This is a genomic window from Streptomyces sp. NPDC003077 (genome assembly GCF_040611095.1).
In the GTDB taxonomy this organism is placed as follows: domain Bacteria; phylum Actinomycetota; class Actinomycetes; order Streptomycetales; family Streptomycetaceae; genus Streptomyces.
Genome location: NZ_JBEXNM010000023.1, coordinates 72325 through 94835 on the forward strand (window position 1 = coordinate 72325; position 22511 = coordinate 94835).

Below are 22511 nucleotides of genomic sequence, written 5' to 3' on the forward strand. Positions count from 1 at the left end.
GGTCGTGCCTGTCTCCTTGCCTCCCTGGCCTCCTTGCCTCCTTGCGTCCCTGCGTCCCTGCCTCCCGAGTGATCCGGCGCGACCCTTCCCGCTTCCGGTGCTTTCGCGTGTCCACGTTCTGGACTGATCGTTCCCCCATTCCTGTCTTTCACCCACCCACAGGAGCACCCCGATGCCCCCCGTCGTCTATCTCCTCGGCCTGGCGATCTTCGCCCAAGGCACGTCCGAGTTCATGCTCGCCGGACTGATCCCCAACGTCTCCACCGACCTGCACGTCTCCATCCCCGAAGCGGGCCTGCTGGTCTCCGCCTTCGCCATCGGCATGGTCGTCGGTGCCCCCCTGCTGGCCGTGGCCACGCTGCGGCTGCCACGGCGTACGGCGCTGCTCGGGTTCCAACTCGTCTTCATCGCCGGGCACGTCGTCGGGGCGCTGGCTCCGGGGTACGAGGTGCTGTTCGCGACCCGGGTGGTCAGCGCGTTCGCGTACGCCGGGTTCTGGAGCGTGGCGGCGGGGACGGCGGCGAGCCTGGTACCGGAGGAGGTGAGGGGCAAGGCGCTGTCCGTCGTCGGGTCGGGGCTGACCCTCGCCACGATCGTCGGGGTGCCGGCGGGGACGCTCCTGAGCCAGCACGTGGGCTGGCGGGCCGCCTTCTGGGCCGTGGTCGCGCTGACCGCGCTGAGCCTGGTGTCGTTGCTGGTGGCGCTGCCCGCAGGGCGGCCCGGCAGCGGGGCGACGCCGTCCGTCCGTGCCGAGCTGCGGGGTCTGGCGCGCCCGGCGCTGTGGGTCTCCTACCTCGTCACCCTGCTGAGCTTCGGCGCCGGCATCGTCACCTTCAGCTACCTCGCGCCGCTGCTGACCGAGGTCAGCGGTCTGCCGGAGCCGCTGGTGCCGGCGGTGCTCGCGCTGTACGGGGTCGGCGGTCTGCTCGGGATGACCATCGGCGGGCGCACCGCCGACCGCAGCCCCCTGCGCACCCTCGCCCTCGGGGTCGGCGTGCTCACCGTCGCCTCCGCGCTGCTCGCCCTGACGGCGGCGAACCTGGTCGTCGTCGTCGTCCTGGTCTTCGTCCTCGGCGTGACCGGATACGTCACCAACCCCTCGCTGCAGACCCGGGTGTTCGCGCTCGCGCCGGACGCGCCGACCCTCGTCCCCGCCGTCAACACCTCGGCGTTCAACGTCGGCATCACCCTGACGCCGATGCTCGGCGGCCTGGCCATCGACGCGGGGTACGGCTTCGCGTCCGTGGCGTGGGTCGGGGCCGGGGTGGGGGCGGCCGGGCTCGCGGCCACGGCCTGGGCCGCCGCGCTTCAGCGGCGCGCGGCGACCAGCGTCCCGCCCGCGACCGCCAGCGCCGCCACCACCAGCCCGAAGACGGTGGTTCCCGACGAGAGCCCGACCGCGTCGCTGAGGTAGCCCGCCGCGACGGGGAGCGCGCCGGCGACCAGGTAACCGCCCGCGTTGAACGCGGCGTTCGCCTCGGCCCGGCGCGCGGCCGGCACCTCGCGGCCGAGCAGGGTGAGCCCGCCGAACTGCCCCGTGCCCTGCGCCGCGCCCGCCAGCACGGCGGCCACCGCCAGCGGGGCGAGCGCCCCGGTCCACACCGCCGTGACCAGCCCGAGCACGGCGGCCACCGTGGCGGCGCCGGAGACCAGCAGCATCGTGCGGACGGCCAGCCGCCGCACCGCGAACTGCGCGCCCACCGCCGCACCGAACATCACGAAGGCCAGCGCGCCCGCGACCGCGCGGTCGGTGGTCCCGAGGAGGCCGGTCAGCAGCGACGGCCCGAGCGAGAGGACGAACGAGGTGGAGGTGAGGCCCGGGACGAACGCCGCGAAGGCGAGGGCCAGATGGCGGCGGTTGGCACGCGGCACGGACGGCACGCGCACCCAGGAACCGGCTGCCCTGGCGCCGTCGGCACCCTGGGACGCCGCGTCCGTGTTCCTGGCCGCCGGGGCCGTTCCCGTTCCCGTGTCCGCGATGCTGGCTGCCGGGCCCGTTCCCGTGTTCCTGGGTGCCGACGTCGTACCGGCCGCCACACTCGTCCCCGTCCTCACCCCCGCTCCCGAGCGTCGCCCCGCCCGGCGGCCGGGCAGTGGCATCCGCGCCACCGCGCCCAGCGCCGTGAGCAGCAGGACGGCCTCGACGGCGAAGACGGTCACCGTCGGAGCGGGCGCCGTCTGTGAGAGCGCACCCGCCAGCAGCGGACCGGTGCCGGCGCCCAGCGCCGTCGCCGCCGCGGCCAGCAGCGGCCCGATCCGCCGCCCGGCGGCGAGGTCGGTGACCGCCGCCATCCCGGCCGACACGGCGGATCCGGCCGCGAGTCCGGTCAGGAATCGGGCCGCGAACAGCGCGGCCACCGACCCGGCGGTCGCGTAGAGCAGGCAGGCGGCCAGCGCCGCCAGCAGCGCGGGGATCAGGACGGGTTTGCGGCCGATCCGGTCCGCGGCCACCCCCGCCACCAGCAGCGCGCCGAGCATCCCGGCCATATAGGCGGCGTAGACGACGGTCAGCGTGCCGGAGGTGAAGCCGAGCCGGTGCTGCCAGATCCCGTACAGGGGCATCGCCGCGTTCGACAGGACGAAGACGGCGAAGACCGGCCAGGCCGCCCACCAGATCTCCCGTGTGCGCACGCCCCCGTCCGGCCGCCCCTCCCTCCGGCCGTCGAGCGGCGGCGTTTCCCCGGCGCGGTCCGCGGCGGACCGGTGCCGCGTGGGCGCGGGTAAAGCATGGGCCGGGCGCGCGGACGGCAGAGCTGTGGGCATGGCGGTCCCCTCCTGATGCGGGCCTGTACGAGTTCAGTCGTACAAGCTGTAGAGCAAAGTCGTACAGGGTCTGCGCAGTACGATGCAAGTCGTACAAGGGATCGTTCACCGTCGGCCGGAGGGTCTCCCGCCGGCTCCGCCCACCGAAGGGACGGCAGCACCCATGACCTCTCGGAACGCGGCCCCGCCCGACCCCACTGGGGATCGGTCCGCCACCGCCGCTCGCCCGCCCTTCGCGGAACGCCCGGTTCCGTCCGGCGCGCCCGACCCCCTCCCCGAGCCGGCCCGCGAGGAACTGCGGCTCGAAGCGGTAATGGGTGCCCTCAGCGATTCGTTGCGGCTGCACATCGTCCGGGAACTGCTGCTCCACTCGGACGCCTTCGACCACCCCTGCGGCTGGCTCGGCCTGGACCGCCCCAAGTCCACGCTCACCCACCACTTCCGCGCCCTGCGCGAGGCCGGACTGATCCGGCAGCGCCAGTACGGCCTGGAACGGCGCAGCCACGTCCGCGTCGACGACCTCGAAGCCCGCTTCCCCGGACTGCTGGCACTGGTGGCCGCCTGGGAGGGGTGAAGCGCGCGGGGCGATCGGTCTGGGGAGGGGCAGGCGGCGCGTCCGTCAGCCCTCGCCGTCCACCGTCACTCGTCCACCGTCACCCGTACGCCCGCGCCCAGCCCCCACCGGGCCATCGCCCCCGCCTCCGCCTCCAGCACATGGCGGGAGCGGGGCCGGGGGAGCCCCAGGCGCCCCGGCCGCATGGTGCGGACGGCGAGAACGGTCAGGTCCCGTCCCAGGTAGGCGACATCGATCGGAAACCGCATCCCGAAGGTGTGCACTCCGCTCGCCGGCGACAGCAGCAGCGCCCCGTCCACCCCGTCCCGCCCCAGCAGGCCCCGGCTCCGCGCCCGGTAGGACGCGGCGATCTCCAGCGGGACGACGACCTCCCGGCCCCGATGACGGCCCGCACCGTCCCCGCCGTTCTCGCCGTCCACCGGTACCGCCACGAAGCGGAGGAACCCCGAGCCGTTCTGCCAGCGCGCCATGAGCGGCGTTCTACAACGTCACCACGCGACAAGGGAAGCGCCCGTCGACGAAACCGGCGGACGCAGACGCCACCCAGCGCAAAAGTGCCTTACGAACGGGGCACACCATCGCCCTAGGGTCGGGCCGTGCCTGTGATGCTGATGGTTCTCGCCGCCGCGTACGGTGCCGCGGCCGGGCTGCTCCTACCGCGTCCGGTCCACCGGCTGTCCGTCCCGCCGGAGGAGGCGTGGCGGACGACGTGCCCGGGCGGCCACCCGATCACCGGGCCCGCGTACGGCTGGCTGGGCCCGGCCCGCTGCCGCGCCTGCGGCCCGCGCGCGTCCGGGCCCTATGGCCCCGCCGCCCTCGGTACCGCCGCCCTCACCGCCGTGGTCTGCGGGGTGCTGGCCGGGGCCACCGGGCCGCGGCCGGAGCTGGCCGCCTGGTTGCTGATGGCGCCGGTCGCGGTGCTGCTGGGGGCCGTGGACCGGAGGGTGCACCGGTTGCCGGACGCGCTGACGCTGCCGCTCGCGGCCGGTGCCGCGCTCCTGCTGGGCGTCCTGTCGGCGCTGCCGGGCGCGGCCGGGTCCTGGGGCGGGGCGCTGTTGGGCGGACTGGCCCTCGGTGGCTTCTACGGCGTGCTGTACGTGATCAACCCGGCCGGCATGGGACTGGGGGACGTCAAGCTGGCGCTCGGGCTGGGGGTCGCTCTTGGGTGGTACGGGTGGACGGTGGTCCTCGCGGGGGGATTCCTGGGGCTGCTGCTCGGCGCGGTGTACGGCGCGGGGCTGCTGCTGACCGGGCGCGGTGGCCGTAAATCGGCGGTGCCGTACGGGCCTTTCATGATCATTGGGGCGGGGTGCGGGGTGCTCCTGGGGGGTGCCACGGTGGGGTGATTTCCGAACCGGACCACGCCGGAATCGCCGTATGTGCACGCAGCACCCCTCGGACGGGGTTATGGTGGAAGCCCCCCCTCGGGCCGGTCCGTATCCCCCCCACGGACCGGCCCGCTTTTTGTTGTGCGGCGGAAGTGATCGTTCCGGGGCCTCGGGCGCCGCGCGCAAGGGGGACGACCGCAAGGAATCGGCCGTACGTGCGCACGTCCATCCGTACGTTTTCCCGTACGGGGCGCGGATGCCGGACCCGGACGCCGACCCTGAACGTCGGCCGAGCCCCGGGTCCACCGCGGAGCCGCCGAGCCGCAGGGCCACAGGACCGCCGACCCGCGGGACCGCCGAGTCACAGCTCACGACCCGCGGCTCCCAGACTCTCCGGCACCCCGGCCCCCGGCCCCCCTCAGGTCACACCCCGCTCAGCGCCGCCCCGCCCAGATGTTCACCCCATCCGTCGAGGTCGCGAACTTGTCGATCTCCGCGAGTTCGGCGTCCGTGAGCGCCGGCGCGCCGAGCGCCGCCACGTTGGCCTCCAGCTGCGCCACGCTGCTCGCGCCGATCAGGGCCGAGGTCATCCGCGGGTCGCGCAGCACCCAGGCCAGGGCCATCTGGGCCAGCGACTGGCCGCGCCGCCGCGCGATCTCGTCCAGGCCGCGCAGCCGCCGGACGACCTCCTCGGACAGCAGCGCCGGGTTCAGCGACTTGCCCTGGGAGGCGCGCGAGCCCTCCGGGATGCTGCCGTTCAGGTACTTGTCGGTCAGCATCCCCTGCGCCAGCGGGGCGAAGGCGATGCAGCCCATCTCCTCGGCCTCCAGCGTGTCCAGCAGGGCGTCGTCCTCGGTCCAGCGGTTGATCATCGAGTACGACGGCTGGTGGATCAGGGGCCGTATCCCCATCTCCCGCAGGATGCGGGCCGCCTCGCGGGTCTGCTCGGAGGTGTACGAGGAGACGCCCACGTACAGGGCCTTGCCCTGCTGGACGGCGGACGTGAGGGCGCCCATCGTCTCCTCCAGCGGGGTGTCCGGATCGAAGCGGTGCGAGTAGAAGATGTCGACATAATCAACGCCCATCCGCTTCAGCGAGGCGTCGAGTGAGGAGAGCAGGTATTTCCGCGATCCCCATTCGCCGTACGGACCGGGATGCATGAGATAGCCGGCCTTCGTGGAAAGGACCAGCTCGTCGCGGTACGGGCGGAAATCCTGGGCGAAGAGCTTGCCGAAGTTCAGCTCCGCGGAACCGGGCGGCGGGCCGTAGTTGTTCGCCAGGTCGAAGTGGGTCACGCCCAAGTCGAACGCGCGGCGCAGGATGGCGCGCTGGGACTCCAGCGTGCGGTCGTCACCGAAGTTGTGCCACAAGCCCAGCGAGACGGCCGGAAGCTTGAGGCCACTGCGACCGGTTCGCCGGTACTCCATCGAGTCATAGCGGGTGGCCGCGGCGTGAAAAGGAGAGGTGCCAGTCATGGTCATCTCCTTATCACGGAGTTGTGACACACCTGATTGGGTCGGCGCGTCGCCTGAGAAGTAAAGTTGCCGCCTTGAGGCGACGGGGCGACCGCCATTTTTTCGGCACGGAGGGGCTGGACCACACATGCTGCGATTTTCCGGGAAGCGCATCCCGTACCCCCCTGCACTGCGCAACCTGGTCTACCGGCTGTACGCACGCCGGGTCGAGGGCCGCCTCGACCACGCCCAGGTCCCCAAGCACATCGGCGTCATCCTCGACGGCAACCGCCGCTGGGCCCGCGCCGACGGCCGGACCACCGAACAGGGGCACCAGGCCGGTGCCAAGAAGATCTCCGAGCTGCTGGGCTGGTGCGAGGAGACCGACGTCGAGGTCGTCACCCTCTGGCTGCTCTCCACGGACAACCTCGACCGCCCCGAGAAGGAGCTGACCCCACTCCTCGGCATCATCGAGAACACCGTGCGCGGCCTGGCGGCCGACGGCCGCTGGCGGGTGCACCACGTCGGCACGATGGACCTCCTCCCCGCCGAGACGCAGCGCGTACTGAAAGAGGCCGAGCAGGCCACCCTCGACCACGACGGCATCCTGGTGAACGTCGCGGTCGGCTACGGCGGGCGGCAGGAGATCGCGGACGCGGTGCGCTCCCTCCTGATGGAGCACGCCGAGCGCGGCACCACCTTCGAGGAGCTGGCGGAGATCGTCAGCATCGACATGATCTCCGAGCACCTCTACACGCGCGGCCAGCCCGACCCGGACCTGGTGATCCGCACCAGCGGCGAACAGCGGCTGTCCGGTTTCATGCTGTGGCAGAGCGCGCACTCCGAGTATTACTTCTGCGAGGTCTTCTGGCCCGCGTTCCGCAAGGTCGACTTCCTGCGCGCGTTGCGCGACTACGCGGCGCGGCACCGCCGTTACGGATTCTGAGGATTCCTTCCGGTCTCCTCGTCGCTTTTCCGCCTTTCCGGCGGCACCGGTGGTTCGTCCCGGCCGGCCGGAAAGGCGGGAAAGGCCCCGGACGCCCAAGAGGGCCGAAAAGCGGCTTCGGCGCGCGGGGGTTGTATGCGGGGGACCGCATGCCTTCCGGTGGCTACGCTCCGTACGCCGCCTACGCTCCGTACGCGTGGTTCGGCGTGTTTTGCCGCCACCTCAGGAGTGTCTTCTCGGCCCGCCATTCCCTGTAACCAATCGTTCACCGTCTGTGCGCCGTCCGCCATTGCATGGGTGTACGTATTCGCGGGAATATCCCTTCCAGGTCGGCATCCGGTAAGACCTGTCGGCGGATGCCGTATCTCAGCGGTCGGCCCCACGCCGCCCGCCCGGGAGGCCCTTTGCCCAGCACGGAGGATCGTGCGGATCGCACGGCCGACGCGGAGGGCCGGCGCTCGGCCCGCGCATCGTGGCCTGAGCCCGGTCCCGTCCCCCGCGACGCCGTCGCACCCCGATCTCATCCGAGGGGGTTCGTCCACCCGTGGTGAACAGCAAGCAACGCCGTGAGAACGGCCGGCGCACCTACGTCCTCGACACCAGCGTCCTGCTGGCGGATCCGCACTCCATGGCCCGCTTCGACGAGCACGAAGTCGTGCTGCCCGTCGTCGTGGTCACGGAACTGGAGGCCAAGAGGCACCACCCGGAACTCGGGTACTTCGCCCGTCAGGCCCTGCGCCTGCTGGACGAGTACCGCGTGCGGTTCGGGCGGCTGGACGCCCCGATCCCGATCGGCGAGTTGGGCGGCACCCTGAGGGTCGAGCTGAACCACACCGATCCAGGGGTGCTGCCGGCCGGGTTCCGCGTCGGCGACAACGACTCCCGCATCCTGGCGGTGGCCCGCAACCTCCAGGCCGAGGGGTACGACGTCACGGTCGTCTCCAAGGACCTGCCGCTGCGCATCAAGGCGTCGTCGGTCGGACTGCTGGCCGAGGAGTACCGCGCCGAGCTGGCCATCACCGACTCCGGCTGGACGGGCATGGCGGAGCTGGCCATCACCGCCGAGCAGGTCGACGACCTCTTCTCCCAGGAGCGGACGTACGTGCCCGAGGCGGCCGAACTCCCCGTGCACACCGGACTCGTCCTCCAGTCGGAACGCGGCCGGGCGCTGGGGCGGGTCACGGCCGACGGCGCCGTGCGGCTGGTGCGCGGCGACCGGGAGGCGTTCGGCATCCACGGGCGCAGCGCGGAGCAGCGCGTGGCGCTGGACCTGCTGCTGGACCAGGAGGTCGGCATCGTCTCCATGGGCGGCCGGGCCGGCACCGGCAAGTCGGCGCTTGCGCTGTGCGCGGGGCTGGAGGCCGTGCTGGAGCGCCGCCAGCACCGCAAGGTGATGGTCTTCCGGCCGCTGTACGCGGTGGGCGGGCAGGAGCTGGGCTACCTGCCGGGCACCGAGGCCGAGAAGATGAACCCGTGGGCGCAGGCGGTCTTCGACACCCTCTCCGCCGTGACGACCTCGGAGGTCATCGAGGAGGTGGTCTCGCGCGGGATGCTGGAGGTGCTGCCGCTCACCCACATCCGCGGCCGGTCGCTGCACGACGCGTTCGTCATCGTGGACGAGGCCCAGTCCCTGGAGCGCAACGTCCTGCTGACGGTGCTCTCCCGGATCGGCGCCAATTCGCGGGTGGTGCTCACCCATGACGTGGCGCAGCGCGACAACCTCCGGGTGGGGCGGTACGACGGCGTGGTGGCGGTCGTCGAGAAGCTGAAGGGCCATCCGCTCTTCGCGCACGTGACGCTGAACCGCTCGGAGCGGTCGCCGATCGCCGCGCTGGTGACGGAAATGCTGGAGGACGGTGGCATTTGATCGGACCGCCGCGAGGCGAATGACCCGACTGCCGCGAAACGGACGATACGACTGTCGTGAAACGAACCATCCGGTTGTCGTGAAACGGACGGTCCGACTGCCGTGATGCGGATGATCCGACTGCCGCGAGGCGGGGGCGGAACGCGGCATAAGGTCAAATTCGTCCGGCCAAGAGGTATCTGACCACGCGTGGAGTGAAGGCGCCGCCCGGCGAAGCGATGGAGCTTAGCCGGGCGGCGTTCTGTCGCGTGGGCATTTCCGAAAATCTGACGGCGTAAACAGGGTGTGACCTTTCCCACCCAACGGGGAATTGATTCCGCGCATCCGCTTCGGGCAGAGTCTCAGTTCTGTCAGGCCCCGCATACGGCACACCAGCACCCCCAGCGGTGTGGAACAACCGAAGAACTTCATAGCGCTGCCGTATGCCGCCCGAGCACCAAGCGCACCCCCGAGGGGGACGCACCGGGCCAGTGCCTCCCGTGACCAGCCGTTCCCACTGCTCCACCGGGGCCGGAACAAGGGGAGGCCAGAGCCAGGGGCACGATTGCGTCCGCTTTGGTCACCTTGTGGGCGATGCTGGAAGGAAAGCGTGTGAGCCGGATCTCGGTCCGGGGATTCGCTGTGGCCTCCGCCACCGCGGTCACCACCGTCGGCGCCGTGGTCGGTGTCGCGTCGGGCAGTGAGCAGCCTTCGGTCGCCAACACCGAGGCAGCCGGTCTGACGATCGCCGACATCCCCGCGGGCCTTCAGGCCCAGGTGCAGACGGCCTCTTTGACGCAGCAGGCCGAAGACCAGTCCGCGCAGGCGGACGCCGCCGCCCTGAAGTCCGCGCAGGAGTCGGCCCGCAAGGAAGCCGCCCGCACCGCGCAGGAGAAGAAGGACGCGGCGGACGCCAAGGCCAAGGCCGACAAGGAAAAGGCCGACAAGGAGAAGGCCGAAAAGGAGAAGAAGGAGCGCGAGGAGAGCACCCTCGTCTCCCGCTCCACCAGCCGTGACAGCATCGGCGACCTCACCGCCAAGGCCTCGTACACCGTCGCCGAGACCCAGGCGCTCGCCCGGCAGATCGTCCCGGCCGACCAGTTCCAGTGCTTCTCCAACATCGTCTCCCACGAGTCGGGCTGGAACTACCGCGCGGTCAACCCCTCCTCCGGCGCCTACGGCCTGATGCAGGCGCTGCCCGGCTCCAAGATGTCCTCCGCCGGCGCCGACTGGCGGACCAACCCGGCCACGCAGATCAAGTGGGGCCTGGCCTACATGAGCGACAGCCGCTACGGCAGCCCGTGCGGCGCGTGGGCCTTCTGGCAGGCCAACCACTGGTACTGAGGCCCCGGCCCGTGCCACCTGCTTGACCTGCGAAACCCCCGACGGCAACCGCGTCGGGGGTTTCGCACGTCAGTCCCCGGTAACGTCATCCTGACAGCCATGGGGGACGGGAGGGGAAGAGGAACGACATGTCCAGATTGCCTCAGTGGGTCGGTGGCCTCGGCGCCGGTCTGACGCGGCTCGCGGAGCGGCTGGAGGACCAGCGCCGCCGAGCGGAGGCCGCGACGGCGGACGACGACACGGACGAGCTGGGGCGTGCTGGGCACGCGGCGGCGCATCCGGACGCTCCGGGCGGTGGTGCCGGGGAGAGGTCGTCGGGTGGTTCATCAGGTGGCTCGTCACGTGCGGATGACCCGTCAGGTGCGGACATCGCGGGTGGACGCGGTGCCGTGGGCGGAGCAGCCGCGCCCGGTGCCACCGCGTCCGATGACGCGTCGTCCGATGACGCATCGTCCGATCGCTCCGCCGCCGATGCCTCCGCGCACGGAGAAACGGTGCACGGAGAAGCGGCGCGCCGAGGAACCGGGCAGGGGCCGGTGACGCACGGAGAGACCGGAGCGACCCGAGCGGCCGGGGCCGGGGAGCCCGAGGGTGCGGAAGGCCGGAGCGGGGACGGCGGCGCGGGCGGGACGACCCCGGACGCCGCGGCCGAGCCGACCCGTAAGGGGCGCAAGGGGCGCAAGGAACGCAAGGACGGGCGCCGAGGGACGGAAGCCTCGCGGGCGCCCTCGTCCACGGATCCGTCGGCGGCGTCCCACCCTGTGGACGCGGCGGCCGACGCGGGCGGCGCCCCCACCCCGTCCTCGTACGGAAGGACCGGCGCCGGGGAGTCCGGCGCACCCGGCCGTGCCTCCGCCGAGCGTCCGCGCGCCGCGGCCGGCGCCGCCGAATCGGGCGGGGCGTCGCGGGGCGGGCCGGAGACGAAGCGTTTCTCGAAGCTCTTCGGCGGCATCGCCGCGGCGGAACCGCCGCCCGCGCCGGAGTCGGTGCCCCCGCCACCCACGTACGCGCCCGCCGTGTCGGCCAAGCCCGACCCGGTCGCCGCCGTGCCGTGGGGTGTGCGGGTGGCCGCCGAGGCCGGGTGGCGGATGCTCGTGCTGGCCGGGGCGCTGTGGGTGCTGGCGAAGGCCATCTCCTCCATCAGCCTGGTCGTGCTGGCCTTCGTGGCGTCGCTGCTGATCACCGCGCTGCTCCAGCCGACCGTCGCCTGGCTGAAGCGGCGGGGCGTGCCCCGGGGGCTGGCCACCGCGCTGGCCTTCATCGGTGGGTTCGTCATCATGGGCCTGGTCGGATGGTTCGTGGTGTGGCAGGTCCAGGACAACATCGACTCGGTCTCCCGGCGCATCCAGGAGGGCATCACCGAACTGAAGGAATGGCTGCTCAAGAGCCCGTTCCATGTCACCGAGTCGCAGATCAACAACATCGCCAAGACGCTCCAGGAGGCGGTGGGCGCCAACACCGAGGCGATCACCTCGGCCGGTCTGGAGGGCGTCACCGTCGTCATCGAGGTGCTGACCGGCATCCTCCTGGCGATGTTCACCACGCTGTTCCTGCTCTACGACGGGCGGCGCATCTGGAACTGGACGCTCAAACTCGTCCCGGCGGCGGCGCGCGAGGGCGTGGCGGGCGCGGGGCCGCGCGCCTGGCGCACGCTGACGGCTTATGTGCGGGGCACGGTGATAGTGGCGCTGATCGACGCCATCTTCATCGGCATCGGGTTGTACTTCCTCGACGTGCCGCTGGCCGTGCCGCTGGCCGTCTTCATCTTCCTGTTCGCCTTCATCCCGCTGGTCGGCGCGGTGGTCTCGGGCGCGCTGGCGTGCGTGGTCGCGCTGGTGACGCAGGGCGTGTTCACGGCGCTGATGGTGCTGATCGTGGTGCTGGCGGTGCAGCAGATCGAGGGGCACATCCTCCAGCCGTTCATCCTGGGCCGGGCGGTGCGGGTGCATCCGCTGGCCGTCATCCTGTCCGTGGCCGCGGGCGGGCTGATCGGCGGGATCGGGGGCGCGGTGGTCGCGGTGCCGCTGGTGGCGGTGACCAACACCGTGGTCGGCTACCTGCGGGCGTACTCCCGGGAGCAGGCGCTGCGGATGGCGCCCCAGCCGCACGGCGCCACGGCGATCGACGTTGCCCCGACCCCGCCGCCGGGGGAGGAGCAGCCGCGGTAGCGCTCGCGGGCCCGCGCGAGGCGGTATGCGAGAGGGCCCGGTGGTTTGCGAGAAGGCCCGCTGGCTCACGAGAAAGCCCGGTGGCTTACGAGAAGGCGCAGTGGCTCACGAGCAGGCCCCCGGTACGCGAAAAGGCCCCGTGGAATCCGTTGGTCCGGATTCCACGGGGCCTTCGCGTGCCAACGGCGCGCCCGGTAAGGGGCCTAAGTCGGCGAGCACGTCGTCACTCCGCGAGGACGGCCTCGGCGTCGAGGGTCGCCCCGACGGCCTGCAGCACCGACGCGATCTTGACGGCTTCGAGGATCGTCTCGCGCTCCACGCCCGCCTTGCGCAGCACCTGCTCGTGCGAGTCCAGGCACATGCCGCAGCCGTTGATGGCCGAGACGGCCAGCGACCACAGCTCGAAGTCGACCTTCTCGACGCCCGGGTTGCCGATGACGTTCATCCGCAGGCCGGCGCGCAGGTTGCCGTACTCCGGGTCCGACAGCAGGTGCCGGGTCCGGTAGAAGACGTTGTTCATCGCCATGATGGCGGCGGCCGACTTGGCGGCGGCGTACGCCTCGGGCGACAGGTTGGCCTTGGCCTCCGGCTCCAGCTCACGCAGCACGCGCGGCGAGCGCGAGGCGATCGCGCAGGCCAGGACGGTGCCCCACAGCTGCTGCTGCGGCAGGTCGCTGTTGCCGATGACGGAGCCGAGGTTCAGCTTCAGGTCCTTGGCGAAGTCCGGGACGGCGGACTTCAGGTCGTCGAGCGCCATGAGGTCACTCACCCGCCAGCAGGGCGACCGGGTCGAGGGTGTCCTCGCCCTTGCTCCAGTTGCAGGGGCACAGCTCGTCGGTCTGCAGGGCGTCCAGGACCCGCAGGACCTCCTTGGGGTTACGGCCGACGGAGCCGGCGGTCACCATGGTGAACTGGATCTCGTTGTTCTGGTCCACGATGAACACGGCGCGCTGCGCGAAGCCGTCCTCGCCCTCGATGCCCAGCGCGCGCATCAGCTCGTGCTTGGAGTCGGCCATCATCGGGAAGGGCAGGTCGGTGAGGTCCGGGTGGTCCTTGCGCCAGGCGTGGTGCACGAACTCGGAGTCGCCGGAGAAGCCCAGGATCTGCGCGTCACGGTCGGCGAACTCGTCGTTCAGCTTGCCGAACGCGGCGATCTCGGTCGGGCACACGAAGGTGAAGTCCTTCGGCCACGCGAAGACGATCTTCCACTTGCCCTCGTAGGTCTTGTGGTTGATCTGCGCGAACTCCTTGCCCTTCTCCAGAGAGACGCAAGCGGTCAGATCGAACTCGGGGAACTTGTCACCGACAGTGAGCAAAGTGCACTCCTTGATCTGCGTAAGTCCTATTTGCGGTCTTACGAGAGGGGTTGGACGAATACATAGCGTGCCACAGGGGGTATTGATCGGAGAAATAGCCGAAGGGGGTGGCTTTGATTGGTGAGGCTTATTAAAAGATGGTCGGGGCGGGGCGCGGACGGCAGCCATATCGGGGCGAGGGGCGTGAAGGGGACTTCGGGGCGATTCCCCCGGGCGGGTGCCACTGGCTTGATCACGACGCTCCGCGTGACCAACTGCGTTACGCTCCCCAGCCGATGACATCCGAGTTCGCCGACGAGGCCCGCACGCGCCTCGCGCATCTGCTGCGCATGTCCGGACCCCACCGCGCCCTCGAACGCGACCGGATCGCCGCCTACGTCCGTGCCACCCCGGACCCACCGCTCCTCGGTCCGCACGGCATCCGCACCAGCGGCTGTCCCCGCTGCCGCCACACGATGTGGGAGCAGCGCGACATCGACGGGGAGCCGATCTCGGTGTGCTCCCGGTGCGGGCACGTCACCCGGCCGCTGTGAGGCGTTCGGGGCGCGTGACGACCAGGGGAAACGGTTAGGCTGATCAGGTTGATCGGAGGTGTCTATCAGTGGCGTCGCCCATGGGCCCGGGGGGACGGGCGCGGCAGCCGAGCCTGGCGCAGCTGCGCGCGTTCGCCGCGGTCGCCGAACACCTGCACTTCCGTGAGGCCGCGGCGGATATCGGCATGAGCCAGCCCGCGCTGTCGGGCTCGGTGTCCGCGCTGGAGGAAGCGCTCGGCGTGCAGCTGCTGGAGCGCACCACGCGCCGGGTGCTCCTGTCCCCGGCCGGGGAGCGGATCGCGGCCCGGGCCCGGACGGTGCTGGAAGCGGTCGGGGACCTCATGGAGGAGGTCGAGGCGGCGCGGGCGCCGTTCACCGGCGTCCTGCGGCTGGGCGTCATCCCGACGGTCGCGCCGTACCTGCTGCCGACCGTACTGCGGCTGGTCCGCGGCACCTACCCCGACCTGGACCTCCAGGTGCACGAGGAACAGACGGCCTCACTGCTGGACGGCCTCGCGCACGGCCGCCTGGACCTGCTGCTGCTCGCCGTGCCGCTCGGCGTCCCGGCCGTCACCGAGATCCCCCTCTTCGACGAGGACTTCGTCCTGGTCGCCCCGAAGGACCACTGGCTGGGCGGCCGGGGCGACATCCCGCGGGAGGCGCTGAAGGGCCTGGACCTGCTCCTCCTGGACGAGGGCCACTGCCTGCGCGACCAGGCGCTGGACATCTGCCGCGAGGTGGGGCGGGACGCGGGCACGCCGGTCACCACCAGCGCGGCCGGGCTGTCCACGCTGGTGCAGCTCGTCGCGGGCGGGCTCGGCGTCACGCTGCTGCCGCGCACCGCGCTGCGGGTCGAGACGGCCCGCAACGACCAGCTCACCACCGGGTACTTCGCGGAGCCCGCCCCCTCACGGCGGATCGCGCTGGCCATGCGGACGGGCGCGGCGCGCCAGGGCGAGTTCGAGGAGTTCGCGGACGCGCTGCGGGAGGCGATGGGAGTGCTGCCGGTGCGGACGGTGGGGGCGGCGGGGGAGTAGGGCGTCTCCGGGTTTCCGGATGGGCGGGGTGGGGGCCGGGCGTTTCCGTACGGGGGGCGTTCCGGGGCCCGCCTCCGCCCCCGTCCTTTGTACGAAGCCCCGTCCCCGTCCCCGTCGCCGTTCTCGTACGAAGCCCTCGTCCTCGTACGAAGCCCCCGCCCTCTTAACGGAGCTCCGTCCCCGTCCCCGTAACGGACTCCCCGCCCCTACTCCGTCCGCAGCCCGTCCGGCCGCATCATGCGCCACAGGGCCGGCAGGCTCAGGACGGTGACGAGGAGGATCACGCCCGCGCCGAGGCCGGTCATGGCGGCCACCATCGGCCAGTCCACCACCACCGGGCTCTCGGCCCTGGTGAGCAGGAGGACACCCAGCGTCAGCCCGCAGACCACCGCCAGCCCCAGGCCCAGGGCGACCGGGATGGCGGTCTGCCACAGGATCGACCAGCCGAGCGTGGCGCGGGGGGTGCCGAAGGCGGCGAGGGCCGACAGCAGGCGGCGGCGTTCGCGGAGCTGTTCCACGGTCGAGATGATCAGGCCGGCGCCGATCAGGCCGAGGGTGACGACGGAGCCTTCGAGCAGGCCGGTGCGCAGGCCGACGTACTGGGCCTCGTACGGGTCGCGCACGGTGGGGAACTCGAAGACCGCCGGGTCGACGCGGGCCGCGGCGTTGCGCAGGCGTTCCACCGCGTCGGGGGAGGCGGGGTCGAAGCCGACGGTCAGGTTCATCTCGGGTGCCTGGAGCCGGGAGACGTCCAGCGCCGCCGGGGTGGCGAGGATGCCGTGCTTGAGGGAACGGGCGTCGGTGGTCGCGGCGTTCACGGACCGGGCGGACGCCGGCACGGTCCACGGCCGGGGCGGGCCCTTCGGCGCGTCGGGCCAGGGCGGGTTGAGGTCGAGCCGGGCGCCGGGCCGGGCGTACGCGACGTTGTCGTCGACGCCGTCGTCCAGGACGAAGACGTCCCCGTCGGCGCAGGAGCCGAGGTCGGCCAGGGTGCGCAGCGCGGCACAGTCGCCGACGGCGACGTAGCCACCCTCCATGGACCCGGTGCCGGACTCCTCGGTGACGGGCCGGGCGCCCGCCGGGCTCACGAACGCGGTGACGACACCGTGCGCCTCCCGCGCCCCGGGGACGTCCCGCAGATCGGCGACCGCCCGCCGGGTGTCCGGCCAGCTCGTCGCGGCGGCGCGGAACTCCAGCCGCGGGTGCCGGTTCGTCTTGTCGGGCGAGTAGGTGAAGCCGGCCTGGAAGCCGGTGAAGAGCATGTGGACGGCGATCGCCCCGGTGAGCGCGACGGTGATGCCGCTGACGGCGCGGGTCGCCGCGCCGCTGCTGAGCTGGAGCCGGCGCACGGCCAGCTCCCACGGCACGGGCCCGCCGCGCAGCCGTCCGACCACCGCCTCCACGACCCACGGCAGCAGCGCCGTCACGCCGAGGAGCAGCAGCAGCGTCCCGGCGACCAGCCGCGGGGTGTCCATCGGGCTCCCCGGCCACGTGGGCGCCAGGAGGACGGCGCCCATGATCGGCGTCAGCAGCCGCCACCACAGGACGCGCCGGACCGGCGGCCGGTCGCGGACCACGCCCAGCGGCTCGACGATCAGCCGGCGCTGCGCGAACAGGGTCGTCAGGACGGACAGCACCGGCACCCCCACGACGACCGCGGCGGCGAGCGCCGGGCCGGGCGTCACGTCGGCGGGGAAGACGTTGACGTCCCAGAGGGTGACCAGGCCCGCGCACTGCCGGGCGACGAGGAACAGCGCCGCGCCGAGCGCCAGCCCCAGCAGCGAGCCGAACAGCGTCTCACCGGCGGCGACCCGGCGCGTGCCGCGCGCGTCGGCGCCGATCAGGCGGAGTGCGGCCAGCCGCTGTTCACGGCGTTCGCCGCCGAAGCGGACGGCGGTGCCGATGAAGACCATGACGGGCATCAGCAGCGCCACGCACGTCGTGATCACCAGCAGGACGGCCTTGGTGCTCATCGGCAGGCGCGGGTACTCCTCCTTGCCGAAGTGGTCGATGCGGTATCCGGCGGAGGGGGAGAGGGCGGGGCTGTTCGCGAGGTAGGTGAGCTCGGCGGGGCCGCGCAGGCCCTCGTCCCCGATCGTGCCGCTGATCTTGTAGGGGAGGCGTTCGCGGAGGAGGGCGCCGTCGGGTGAGGCCAGCAGGTCCTTGAGGGCGGGGGAGGCGACCATCTCGCCGGGCCCGGGGATCCTGGCCACCCCGGGCGGCCGGGGCGGGTGCGCGCCGTCCGGCCGCACCAGTCGGCCGCGGACCTCCTCGTCGCGGAAGGTGGTGTCGGCGCGCTCGTAGCGCAGGGTGGTGTCCGAACGGGCCGGTTCGTGGGCCTGGCCCAGGTTCTCGCGCGCCTTCTCCCTGGTGTGCCAGGCGTTCATCAGGGTGGGGACGGACGAGCCGAGCAGCAGGACGGCGACGCCGAGGCCCACGGCGAGCGCCGTCAGGCTCGTACGGATCCAGCCCTCGCGTCCGCCCGCGACGGCGAACCGGAAACCCATCGCCAGGTCGCGCGCCCAGGCGGCGGGACCGGTGGCGGGGGCCGCGGTCGGCCTGGCGCCGGTGGCCGGGCGCAGGCCGAGGGTGGTCATGCCAGGCCCGCCATGATGTCCCTCGTCTTGCCGTCGCGGACGATGATTTCGCGGTCGGAGTAGGCGGCGACGCGGGTTTCGTGGGTGACGAGGACGACGGCGGCGTGGGTGTCGCGGGCGGCGTCGGTGAGGAGGTTCATGACGCGTTCGCCGTTGAGGGTGTCGAGGGCGCCGGTGGGTTCGTCGGCGAAGATGAGGCGGGGGGTGGGGGCGAGGGCGCGGGCGACGGCGACGCGTTGGCCTTGGCCGCCGGAGATTTCGCCGGGGCGTTTGTGGGCGATGGTCTCGACTTCGAGTCGGGTGAGCCAGTGGTGGGCGTGTTCTTGGGCTTTTTTGCGGGGGGTGCCGTTGAGGCGGAGGGGGAGGGCGACGTTTTCGAGGGCGGTGAGTTCGGGGACGAGTTGGCCGAATTGGAAGACGAAGCCGAAGTCGGTGCGGCGGAGGGTGGAGCGTTGGGTGTCGGTCATGGTGGTGAGGTGGTGGCCGGCGTAGGTGACGGTGCCTTCGTCGGGTTGGATGATGCCGGCGAGGCAGTGCAGGAGGGTGGATTTGCCGGAGCCGGAGGGGCCCATGACGGCGACGACCTCGCCGGGGTGGATGGAGAAGTCCGCCCCGTCCAACGCCGGCGTCGCCCCGTACGTCTTCCGCAGCCCCTGAGCGGCCAGCAGCGATCCCTCGGGCGTCATGAACGAACCGTTTCGGCGAGCCGGTCCAGGCGCGCGGCGGTCAGCTCCAGCCAGCGCAGGTCGGCCTCCAGGTGGAACAGCGCGTGGTCGCAGATGAGCTGGTCGGCGAGGTCGCCCTTGCGCTTGCGCTCGGTCAGGCCGCGCATCATCCGCAGGTGCTCCGAACGCTGGGTGTCCAGCACCTCGGCGGCGTCCCGGCCGGTCAGCAGGGCCAGCACCACCTTGGTGTACAGCGTCGACTGGAGGTAGGGCTCGGGCTTCTCCGGGCGGGCCAGCCACTGCGCCACGTCGGTCACGCCCGCGTCCGTGATCGCGTACCGCTTGCGCTCGGGACCGGCGCCGGCCTCCACGCCGTCCACCTCGACCAGGCCGTTCTTCAGCAGCCGCGACATGGTCGAGTAGACCTGCCCGTAGTGCAGCGGGCGGTCCTGCCCGAAGTGCTCGTCGAAGGCCCGCTTGAGGTCGTAGCCATGGCGGGGACCGGACTCCAGGAGGCCCAGCAGCGTATGACCGATTGACATGACGACCACCTTACGTCGTGGGTGTAGCCGGGGTGTATACGTGTGGTGTATAGCAGGTTGGACGGGGGCTGACCTGGAGGTTCGGGGCTACGGGGGGACGCGTACGGGTGAGCCGGGCGGCGGGTCCCGCACGGGACGGAACCGCCCGCCGTTGCGCGCGCGCCCCGGACCGGTATCCGCACCGGCCCGGGGCGCGTCCGCACACGGTGGCGCCGCTACTCCGTCCGCAGCCCGTCCGGCCGCATCATGCGCCACAACGGCGGCAGGCTCAGCAGCGTCACCACCAGGATCAGACCGGCACCGGCGCCGACGAGCGGCCAGATCACCGACCAGTCGGCGAAGGACTTGTGCGTCATGCGCATCAGTACCTTGCCCAGCGCCACGCCGCCCGCGAGCGCCAGCCCCATCCCGAGGACCATCGGGATGGCCGTCTGCCACAGCACCGACCAGGCCAGCGTGCCCCGGCGGGTGCCGAAGGCGACCAGCACCGACAGCAGCCGGCGGCGTTCGCGCAACTGCTCCAGCGTGGTGACCAGGAGGCTCGCCGCGATCAGGGCCATGGTGACCACCGAGCCGATCAGCAGCCCGTGCCGGATGCTCGCGTACCGGTCGTCGTACTTGACCGACTCCACTCTGGAGACGTGCAGCAGCGGATCGAGGCGGGCGGCGGTGTTGCGGACCCGCTCCAGGGCGTCCGGGTCGGAGCGGTCGACGTTCACCATGGCGTTCGCCGACGCGTACTCCAGCTTCGTGGTGTCGAGGGCACCCGGGGTGGCAAAGACACTCTCCGTGATGTTGCCGAGGGGGTCGTGGCGCGCGTCGACCCGCTGGGCCGACTTCGGGACCGTCCAGTACCTGGGAGCGCCCTTGGGCTCGTTCTTCTCCCCGTCCCCGTTGAGCAGCAGCCGGGCGCCGGGCTGGGCGATCTTGTTCAGCGTGTCGTTGGTGTCGTACTCGCCCGTGGGGTCCTTGACGAGGAAGACGTCACCGTCCCGGCAGGAGCGTGCCTTGGAGATCTCGCGCAGCGTGGCGCAGTCGCCGACGGTGATGCCGACGCTCGGGACGTACTCCTCGCCCTCGCCCGGCGGCCCCGGCCGGGAAGCGCTGGACTCCAGGCTGCCCACGACTTTCCGGACGCCCGGCGTCGCGTTCAGCGCGTCGATGATCGCCCGGCTGGCCCGGACGTCCTTCGTCGTCTTGGACACGTACAGCTGGGCGCGGGTGGAGTCCTGACCGGTCTCCTTGCTGTAGTCGTCCACGGTGGCGCTGAACAGCACCTGCAGGGCGATGGCCCCGGCGACCGCGACGGTGATCCCGCTGACCGCGCGCGCCGCGCTGCCGCTGCTGAGCTGAAGCCGGCGGGTGGCCAGCTGCCAGGGCACCGGCCCGCCCTTGAACCGCCGCACCACCGCTTCGACCAGCCACGGCAGCAGCAGGACGGTCCCCAGCAGCGTCAGCCCCGCACCGCCGCCGACCAGGTAGGCGTTGACGGTGTCCGGGGCGGCGCTGTCGTTCACGTTCATCAGCGCCAGGACGGCCAGCCCCACCACGGGGATCGGCAGCCGCCACCACATCCGGCGCCGCCTTCCGGTGCCCTCCCGCACGACGCCCAGCGGTTCGACGACGACGCGGCGCATGGTGAAGAGCGTGACGGCGACCGCCGCCACCGGCACGGCCACCAGGATGAACGCCCCCAGCCCGGGGCTCGGCGTCAGGTCGGACGGGAAGGCGGTGGCGTCCAGAATGGTGGCCCGGCCCAGGAACTGCCGCCCCACCAGGAACAGGACGGCCCCCAGCGCCAGCCCCAGCAGCGCGCCGAACAGCGCCTCGCCGGCCGCCACCCGGCGGACCATCCGGGCGTCGGCGCCGATCAGGCGCAGCGCGGCCAGCCGCCTGTCACGGCGCTCGCCGCCGAAGCGGACGGCGGTGCCGATGAAGATGGCCACCGGCATCAGCAGGGCGACGCATCCCACGATGAGCAGGACGATCAGGAGCGGGCTGAGGTCGGGACCGCTCTTCTTCTCGGGGCCGAATCCCAGGATCCGGGACGCGGTGTCCTCGTAGACGAGGTCGGCGTTGCCCGCGTAGTACCGGTGCTCGGAGGGGCCCAGCAGGGCCTCGTCCCCGATGGTGCCAATGATCTTGTACGGGAGGCGTTCGCGCAGGAGGGCGCCGTCCGGGGAGGCCAGCAGGTCCTTGAGGGCGGGGGAGACGACCATCTCGCCGGGCCCGGGGATCCTGGCCACCCCGGGCGGCAGCGGCGGGTGGGCGCCTTCGGGGCGCAGGAGCACGCCGTCGACGTCGATGCCGCGGAAGACGGTGCCGGCGCGGGTGTAGAGCATCGACCGGTCGGAGGGCTTGTCGATCTCGGGCGGGGAATCGCCGGATGGGCCGACGATTTCGGAGGACGGCGTGCGGGCCATGTCACGGTCCTGCCGGATCTTCATCAGCTCCGGCACCGACGCGGCACCCAGCAGCAGCGCCACGCCCAGGCCGACGCCGACGGCGGTCAGGAGCGTGCGGGCCCAGCCCTCGCGTCCGCCCGCGACGGCGAAGCGGATGCCCATCGCCAGGTCGCGCACCCAGCCGGCGATGCCCGTGGGCGGCTTCCCGGCCGGGGCGTCCGGCTTGCGGGTGGGGAGGTCGACGGCGGTCATACGGCGGCACCCACCTCTCGGGCCACGCCGTCGCGGACGATGATTTCGCGGTCGGAGTAGGCGGCGACGCGGGTTTCGTGGGTGACGAGGACGACGGCGGCGTGGGTGTCGCGGGCGGCGTCGGTGAGGAGGTTCATGACGCGTTCGCCGTTGAGGGTGTCGAGGGCGCCGGTGGGTTCGTCGGCGAAGATGAGGCGGGGGGTGGGGGCGAGGGCGCGGGCGACGGCGACGCGTTGGCCTTGGCCGCCGGAGATTTCGCCGGGGCGTTTGTGGGCGATGGTCTCGACTTCGAGTCGGGTGAGCCAGTGGTGGGCGTGTTCTTGGGCTTTTTTGCGGGGGGTGCCGTTGAGGCGGAGGGGGAGGGCGACGTTTTCGAGGGCGGTGAGTTCGGGGACGAGTTGGCCGAATTGGAAGACGAAGCCGAAGTCGGTGCGGCGGAGGGTGGAGCGTTGGGTGTCGGTCATGGTGGTGAGGTGGTGGCCGGCGTAGGTGACGGTGCCTTCGTCGGGTTGGATGATGCCGGCGAGGCAGTGCAGGAGGGTGGATTTGCCGGAGCCGGAGGGGCCCATGACGGCGACGACCTCGCCGGGGTGGATGGAGAAGTCCGCCCCGTCCAACGCCGGCGTCGGACCGTACGCCTTTCGCAAGGAACGAGCTTCCAGCAGGGAACCGGCCGGGGTCATGCGCGCCTCCGGATAGATGAGCGGGGACGCGTCGTCCGGTGTACGGGAACGGCGTCCA

Annotated in this window: 19 protein-coding genes; 9 read left to right on the plus strand and 10 right to left on the minus strand. The window is 72.0% G+C overall.

The annotated features are described in order from the left end of the window. Positions 1 to 172 precede the first annotated feature (172 nt). Complete coding sequence (locus ABZX96_RS17825) at positions 173 to 1414, plus strand: Cmx/CmrA family chloramphenicol efflux MFS transporter (RefSeq protein ID WP_355545217.1); 1242 nt, start codon at positions 173 to 175, stop codon at positions 1412 to 1414. Here ABZX96_RS17825 and ABZX96_RS17830 read toward each other — a convergent pair. Further along, the gene (locus tag ABZX96_RS17830) at positions 1309 to 2763 is read right to left on the minus strand and encodes an MFS transporter (RefSeq protein WP_355545220.1); all 1455 of its coding nucleotides are present in this window, start codon (positions 2761 to 2763) and stop codon (positions 1309 to 1311) included. The genes ABZX96_RS17825 and ABZX96_RS17830 overlap by 106 nt on opposite strands. A gap of 163 nt (positions 2764 to 2926) precedes the next feature. Here ABZX96_RS17830 and ABZX96_RS17835 point away from each other — a divergent pair, with 163 nt between their 5' ends. Then, entirely contained in the window at positions 2927 to 3337 is a 411-nt protein-coding gene (locus ABZX96_RS17835; RefSeq protein WP_355545223.1) for an ArsR family transcriptional regulator, read from the plus strand. A gap of 65 nt (positions 3338 to 3402) precedes the next feature. Here ABZX96_RS17835 and ABZX96_RS17840 read toward each other — a convergent pair whose 3' ends face one another. After that, the gene (locus tag ABZX96_RS17840; RefSeq protein WP_355545226.1) at positions 3403 to 3807 is read right to left on the minus strand and encodes a DUF192 domain-containing protein; all 405 of its coding nucleotides are present in this window, start codon (positions 3805 to 3807) and stop codon (positions 3403 to 3405) included. A 126-nt stretch (positions 3808 to 3933) separates the two neighbouring features. Here ABZX96_RS17840 and ABZX96_RS17845 point away from each other — a divergent pair, with 126 nt between their 5' ends. After that, positions 3934 to 4683 carry an A24 family peptidase gene (locus ABZX96_RS17845; RefSeq protein ID WP_355545229.1) on the plus strand — a complete coding sequence of 250 codons (750 nt, stop codon included), beginning with the start codon at positions 3934 to 3936 and terminating at the stop codon, positions 4681 to 4683. A gap of 416 nt (positions 4684 to 5099) precedes the next feature. Here the strand turns inward: ABZX96_RS17845 and mgrA are convergent, their stop codons facing one another. Next, on the minus strand, positions 5100 to 6140 hold the full coding sequence (mgrA, locus tag ABZX96_RS17850) for an L-glyceraldehyde 3-phosphate reductase (RefSeq protein ID WP_355545232.1): 1041 nt from the start codon (positions 6138 to 6140) through the stop codon (positions 5100 to 5102). Between the two features lie 127 nt (positions 6141 to 6267). Between mgrA and ABZX96_RS17855 the strand changes: the two genes are divergently transcribed. The 4 genes from ABZX96_RS17855 (at position 6268) to ABZX96_RS17870 (ending at position 12423) form a co-directional block, all read left to right on the plus strand. Then, the gene (locus ABZX96_RS17855; RefSeq protein WP_355545235.1) at positions 6268 to 7065 is read left to right on the plus strand and encodes an isoprenyl transferase; all 798 of its coding nucleotides are present in this window, start codon (positions 6268 to 6270) and stop codon (positions 7063 to 7065) included. 544 nt (positions 7066 to 7609) lie between these two features. Then, positions 7610 to 8932 (plus strand): PhoH family protein, encoded by a 1323-nt coding sequence (locus ABZX96_RS17860; protein ID WP_355545238.1) that lies wholly within the window; start codon positions 7610 to 7612, stop codon positions 8930 to 8932. 591 nt (positions 8933 to 9523) lie between these two features. Then, a complete protein-coding gene (locus ABZX96_RS17865; RefSeq protein ID WP_355545241.1) occupies positions 9524 to 10255 on the plus strand; it encodes a transglycosylase SLT domain-containing protein in 732 nt (243 codons plus the stop codon). A 536-nt stretch (positions 10256 to 10791) separates the two neighbouring features. Continuing rightward, the gene (locus tag ABZX96_RS17870) at positions 10792 to 12423 is read left to right on the plus strand and encodes an AI-2E family transporter (protein ID WP_355545244.1); all 1632 of its coding nucleotides are present in this window, start codon (positions 10792 to 10794) and stop codon (positions 12421 to 12423) included. Between the two features lie 223 nt (positions 12424 to 12646). Here ABZX96_RS17870 and ABZX96_RS17875 read toward each other — a convergent pair whose 3' ends face one another. Together ABZX96_RS17875 and ABZX96_RS17880 are read right to left on the minus strand one after the other, a co-directional pair. Next, positions 12647 to 13180 carry an alkyl hydroperoxide reductase gene (locus ABZX96_RS17875; protein ID WP_355545247.1) on the minus strand — a complete coding sequence of 178 codons (534 nt, stop codon included), beginning with the start codon at positions 13178 to 13180 and terminating at the stop codon, positions 12647 to 12649. Positions 13181 to 13184: 4 nt separating this feature from the next. Next, positions 13185 to 13739, minus strand: coding sequence for a peroxiredoxin (locus tag ABZX96_RS17880; RefSeq protein ID WP_355545250.1), 555 nt, complete (start codon positions 13737 to 13739; stop codon positions 13185 to 13187). Positions 13740 to 14014: 275 nt separating this feature from the next. Between ABZX96_RS17880 and ABZX96_RS17885 the strand changes: the two genes are divergently transcribed. Together ABZX96_RS17885 and ABZX96_RS17890 are read left to right on the plus strand one after the other, a co-directional pair. Further along, complete coding sequence (locus tag ABZX96_RS17885; protein WP_355545253.1) at positions 14015 to 14272, plus strand: hypothetical protein; 258 nt, start codon at positions 14015 to 14017, stop codon at positions 14270 to 14272. 68 nt (positions 14273 to 14340) lie between these two features. Further along, positions 14341 to 15309: a hydrogen peroxide-inducible genes activator gene (locus ABZX96_RS17890; RefSeq protein ID WP_355545256.1), complete on the plus strand. Its 969-nt coding sequence runs from the start codon at positions 14341 to 14343 to the stop codon at positions 15307 to 15309. A 206-nt stretch (positions 15310 to 15515) separates the two neighbouring features. Here the strand turns inward: ABZX96_RS17890 and ABZX96_RS17895 are convergent, their stop codons facing one another. The 5 genes from ABZX96_RS17895 to ABZX96_RS17915 all read right to left on the minus strand — a co-directional run bounded on the left by ABZX96_RS17895 (position 15516) and on the right by ABZX96_RS17915 (position 22453). Then, on the minus strand, positions 15516 to 17906 hold the full coding sequence (locus ABZX96_RS17895) for an FtsX-like permease family protein (RefSeq protein WP_355545259.1): 2391 nt from the start codon (positions 17904 to 17906) through the stop codon (positions 15516 to 15518). After that, positions 17903 to 18592, minus strand: a complete 690-nt coding sequence (locus tag ABZX96_RS17900; RefSeq protein ID WP_355545262.1) for an ABC transporter ATP-binding protein — start codon at positions 18590 to 18592, stop codon at positions 17903 to 17905. Before ABZX96_RS17900 ends, ABZX96_RS17895 begins: the two co-directional genes overlap by 4 nt. Next, positions 18589 to 19113, minus strand: coding sequence for a PadR family transcriptional regulator (locus tag ABZX96_RS17905; protein WP_355545265.1), 525 nt, complete (start codon positions 19111 to 19113; stop codon positions 18589 to 18591). Before ABZX96_RS17905 ends, ABZX96_RS17900 begins: the two co-directional genes overlap by 4 nt. A gap of 215 nt (positions 19114 to 19328) precedes the next feature. Next, positions 19329 to 21770, minus strand: coding sequence for an FtsX-like permease family protein (locus ABZX96_RS17910; RefSeq protein ID WP_355545268.1), 2442 nt, complete (start codon positions 21768 to 21770; stop codon positions 19329 to 19331). After that, on the minus strand, positions 21767 to 22453 hold the full coding sequence (locus ABZX96_RS17915; RefSeq protein WP_355545303.1) for an ABC transporter ATP-binding protein: 687 nt from the start codon (positions 22451 to 22453) through the stop codon (positions 21767 to 21769). The genes ABZX96_RS17910 and ABZX96_RS17915 overlap by 4 nt, the downstream gene beginning before the upstream one ends. Positions 22454 to 22511 lie beyond the last annotated feature (58 nt).

What these genes read in the sequence shown, in the direction of transcription:
- ABZX96_RS17855 (WP_355545235.1), top strand. Translation starts at nt 6,268, where the DNA reads ATGCTGCGATTTTCCGGGAAGCGCATCCCGTACCCCCCTGCACTGCGC.
- ABZX96_RS17900 (WP_355545262.1), bottom strand. Translation starts at nt 18,592, where the DNA reads ATGACGCCCGAGGGATCGCTGCTGGCCGCTCAGGGGCTGCGGAAGACG.
- ABZX96_RS17875 (WP_355545247.1), bottom strand. Translation starts at nt 13,180, where the DNA reads ATGGCGCTCGACGACCTGAAGTCCGCCGTCCCGGACTTCGCCAAGGAC.
- ABZX96_RS17825 (WP_355545217.1), top strand. Translation starts at nt 173, where the DNA reads ATGCCCCCCGTCGTCTATCTCCTCGGCCTGGCGATCTTCGCCCAAGGC.
- ABZX96_RS17830 (WP_355545220.1), bottom strand. Translation starts at nt 2,763, where the DNA reads ATGCCCACAGCTCTGCCGTCCGCGCGCCCGGCCCATGCTTTACCCGCG.
- ABZX96_RS17835 (WP_355545223.1), top strand. Translation starts at nt 2,927, where the DNA reads ATGACCTCTCGGAACGCGGCCCCGCCCGACCCCACTGGGGATCGGTCC.
- ABZX96_RS17895 (WP_355545259.1), bottom strand. Translation starts at nt 17,906, where the DNA reads ATGACCACCCTCGGCCTGCGCCCGGCCACCGGCGCCAGGCCGACCGCG.
- ABZX96_RS17885 (WP_355545253.1), top strand. Translation starts at nt 14,015, where the DNA reads ATGACATCCGAGTTCGCCGACGAGGCCCGCACGCGCCTCGCGCATCTG.
- ABZX96_RS17910 (WP_355545268.1), bottom strand. Translation starts at nt 21,770, where the DNA reads ATGACCGCCGTCGACCTCCCCACCCGCAAGCCGGACGCCCCGGCCGGG.
- ABZX96_RS17840 (WP_355545226.1), bottom strand. Translation starts at nt 3,807, where the DNA reads ATGGCGCGCTGGCAGAACGGCTCGGGGTTCCTCCGCTTCGTGGCGGTA.
- mgrA (WP_355545232.1), bottom strand. Translation starts at nt 6,140, where the DNA reads ATGACTGGCACCTCTCCTTTTCACGCCGCGGCCACCCGCTATGACTCG.
- ABZX96_RS17905 (WP_355545265.1), bottom strand. Translation starts at nt 19,113, where the DNA reads ATGTCAATCGGTCATACGCTGCTGGGCCTCCTGGAGTCCGGTCCCCGC.
- ABZX96_RS17915 (WP_355545303.1), bottom strand. Translation starts at nt 22,453, where the DNA reads ATGACCCCGGCCGGTTCCCTGCTGGAAGCTCGTTCCTTGCGAAAGGCG.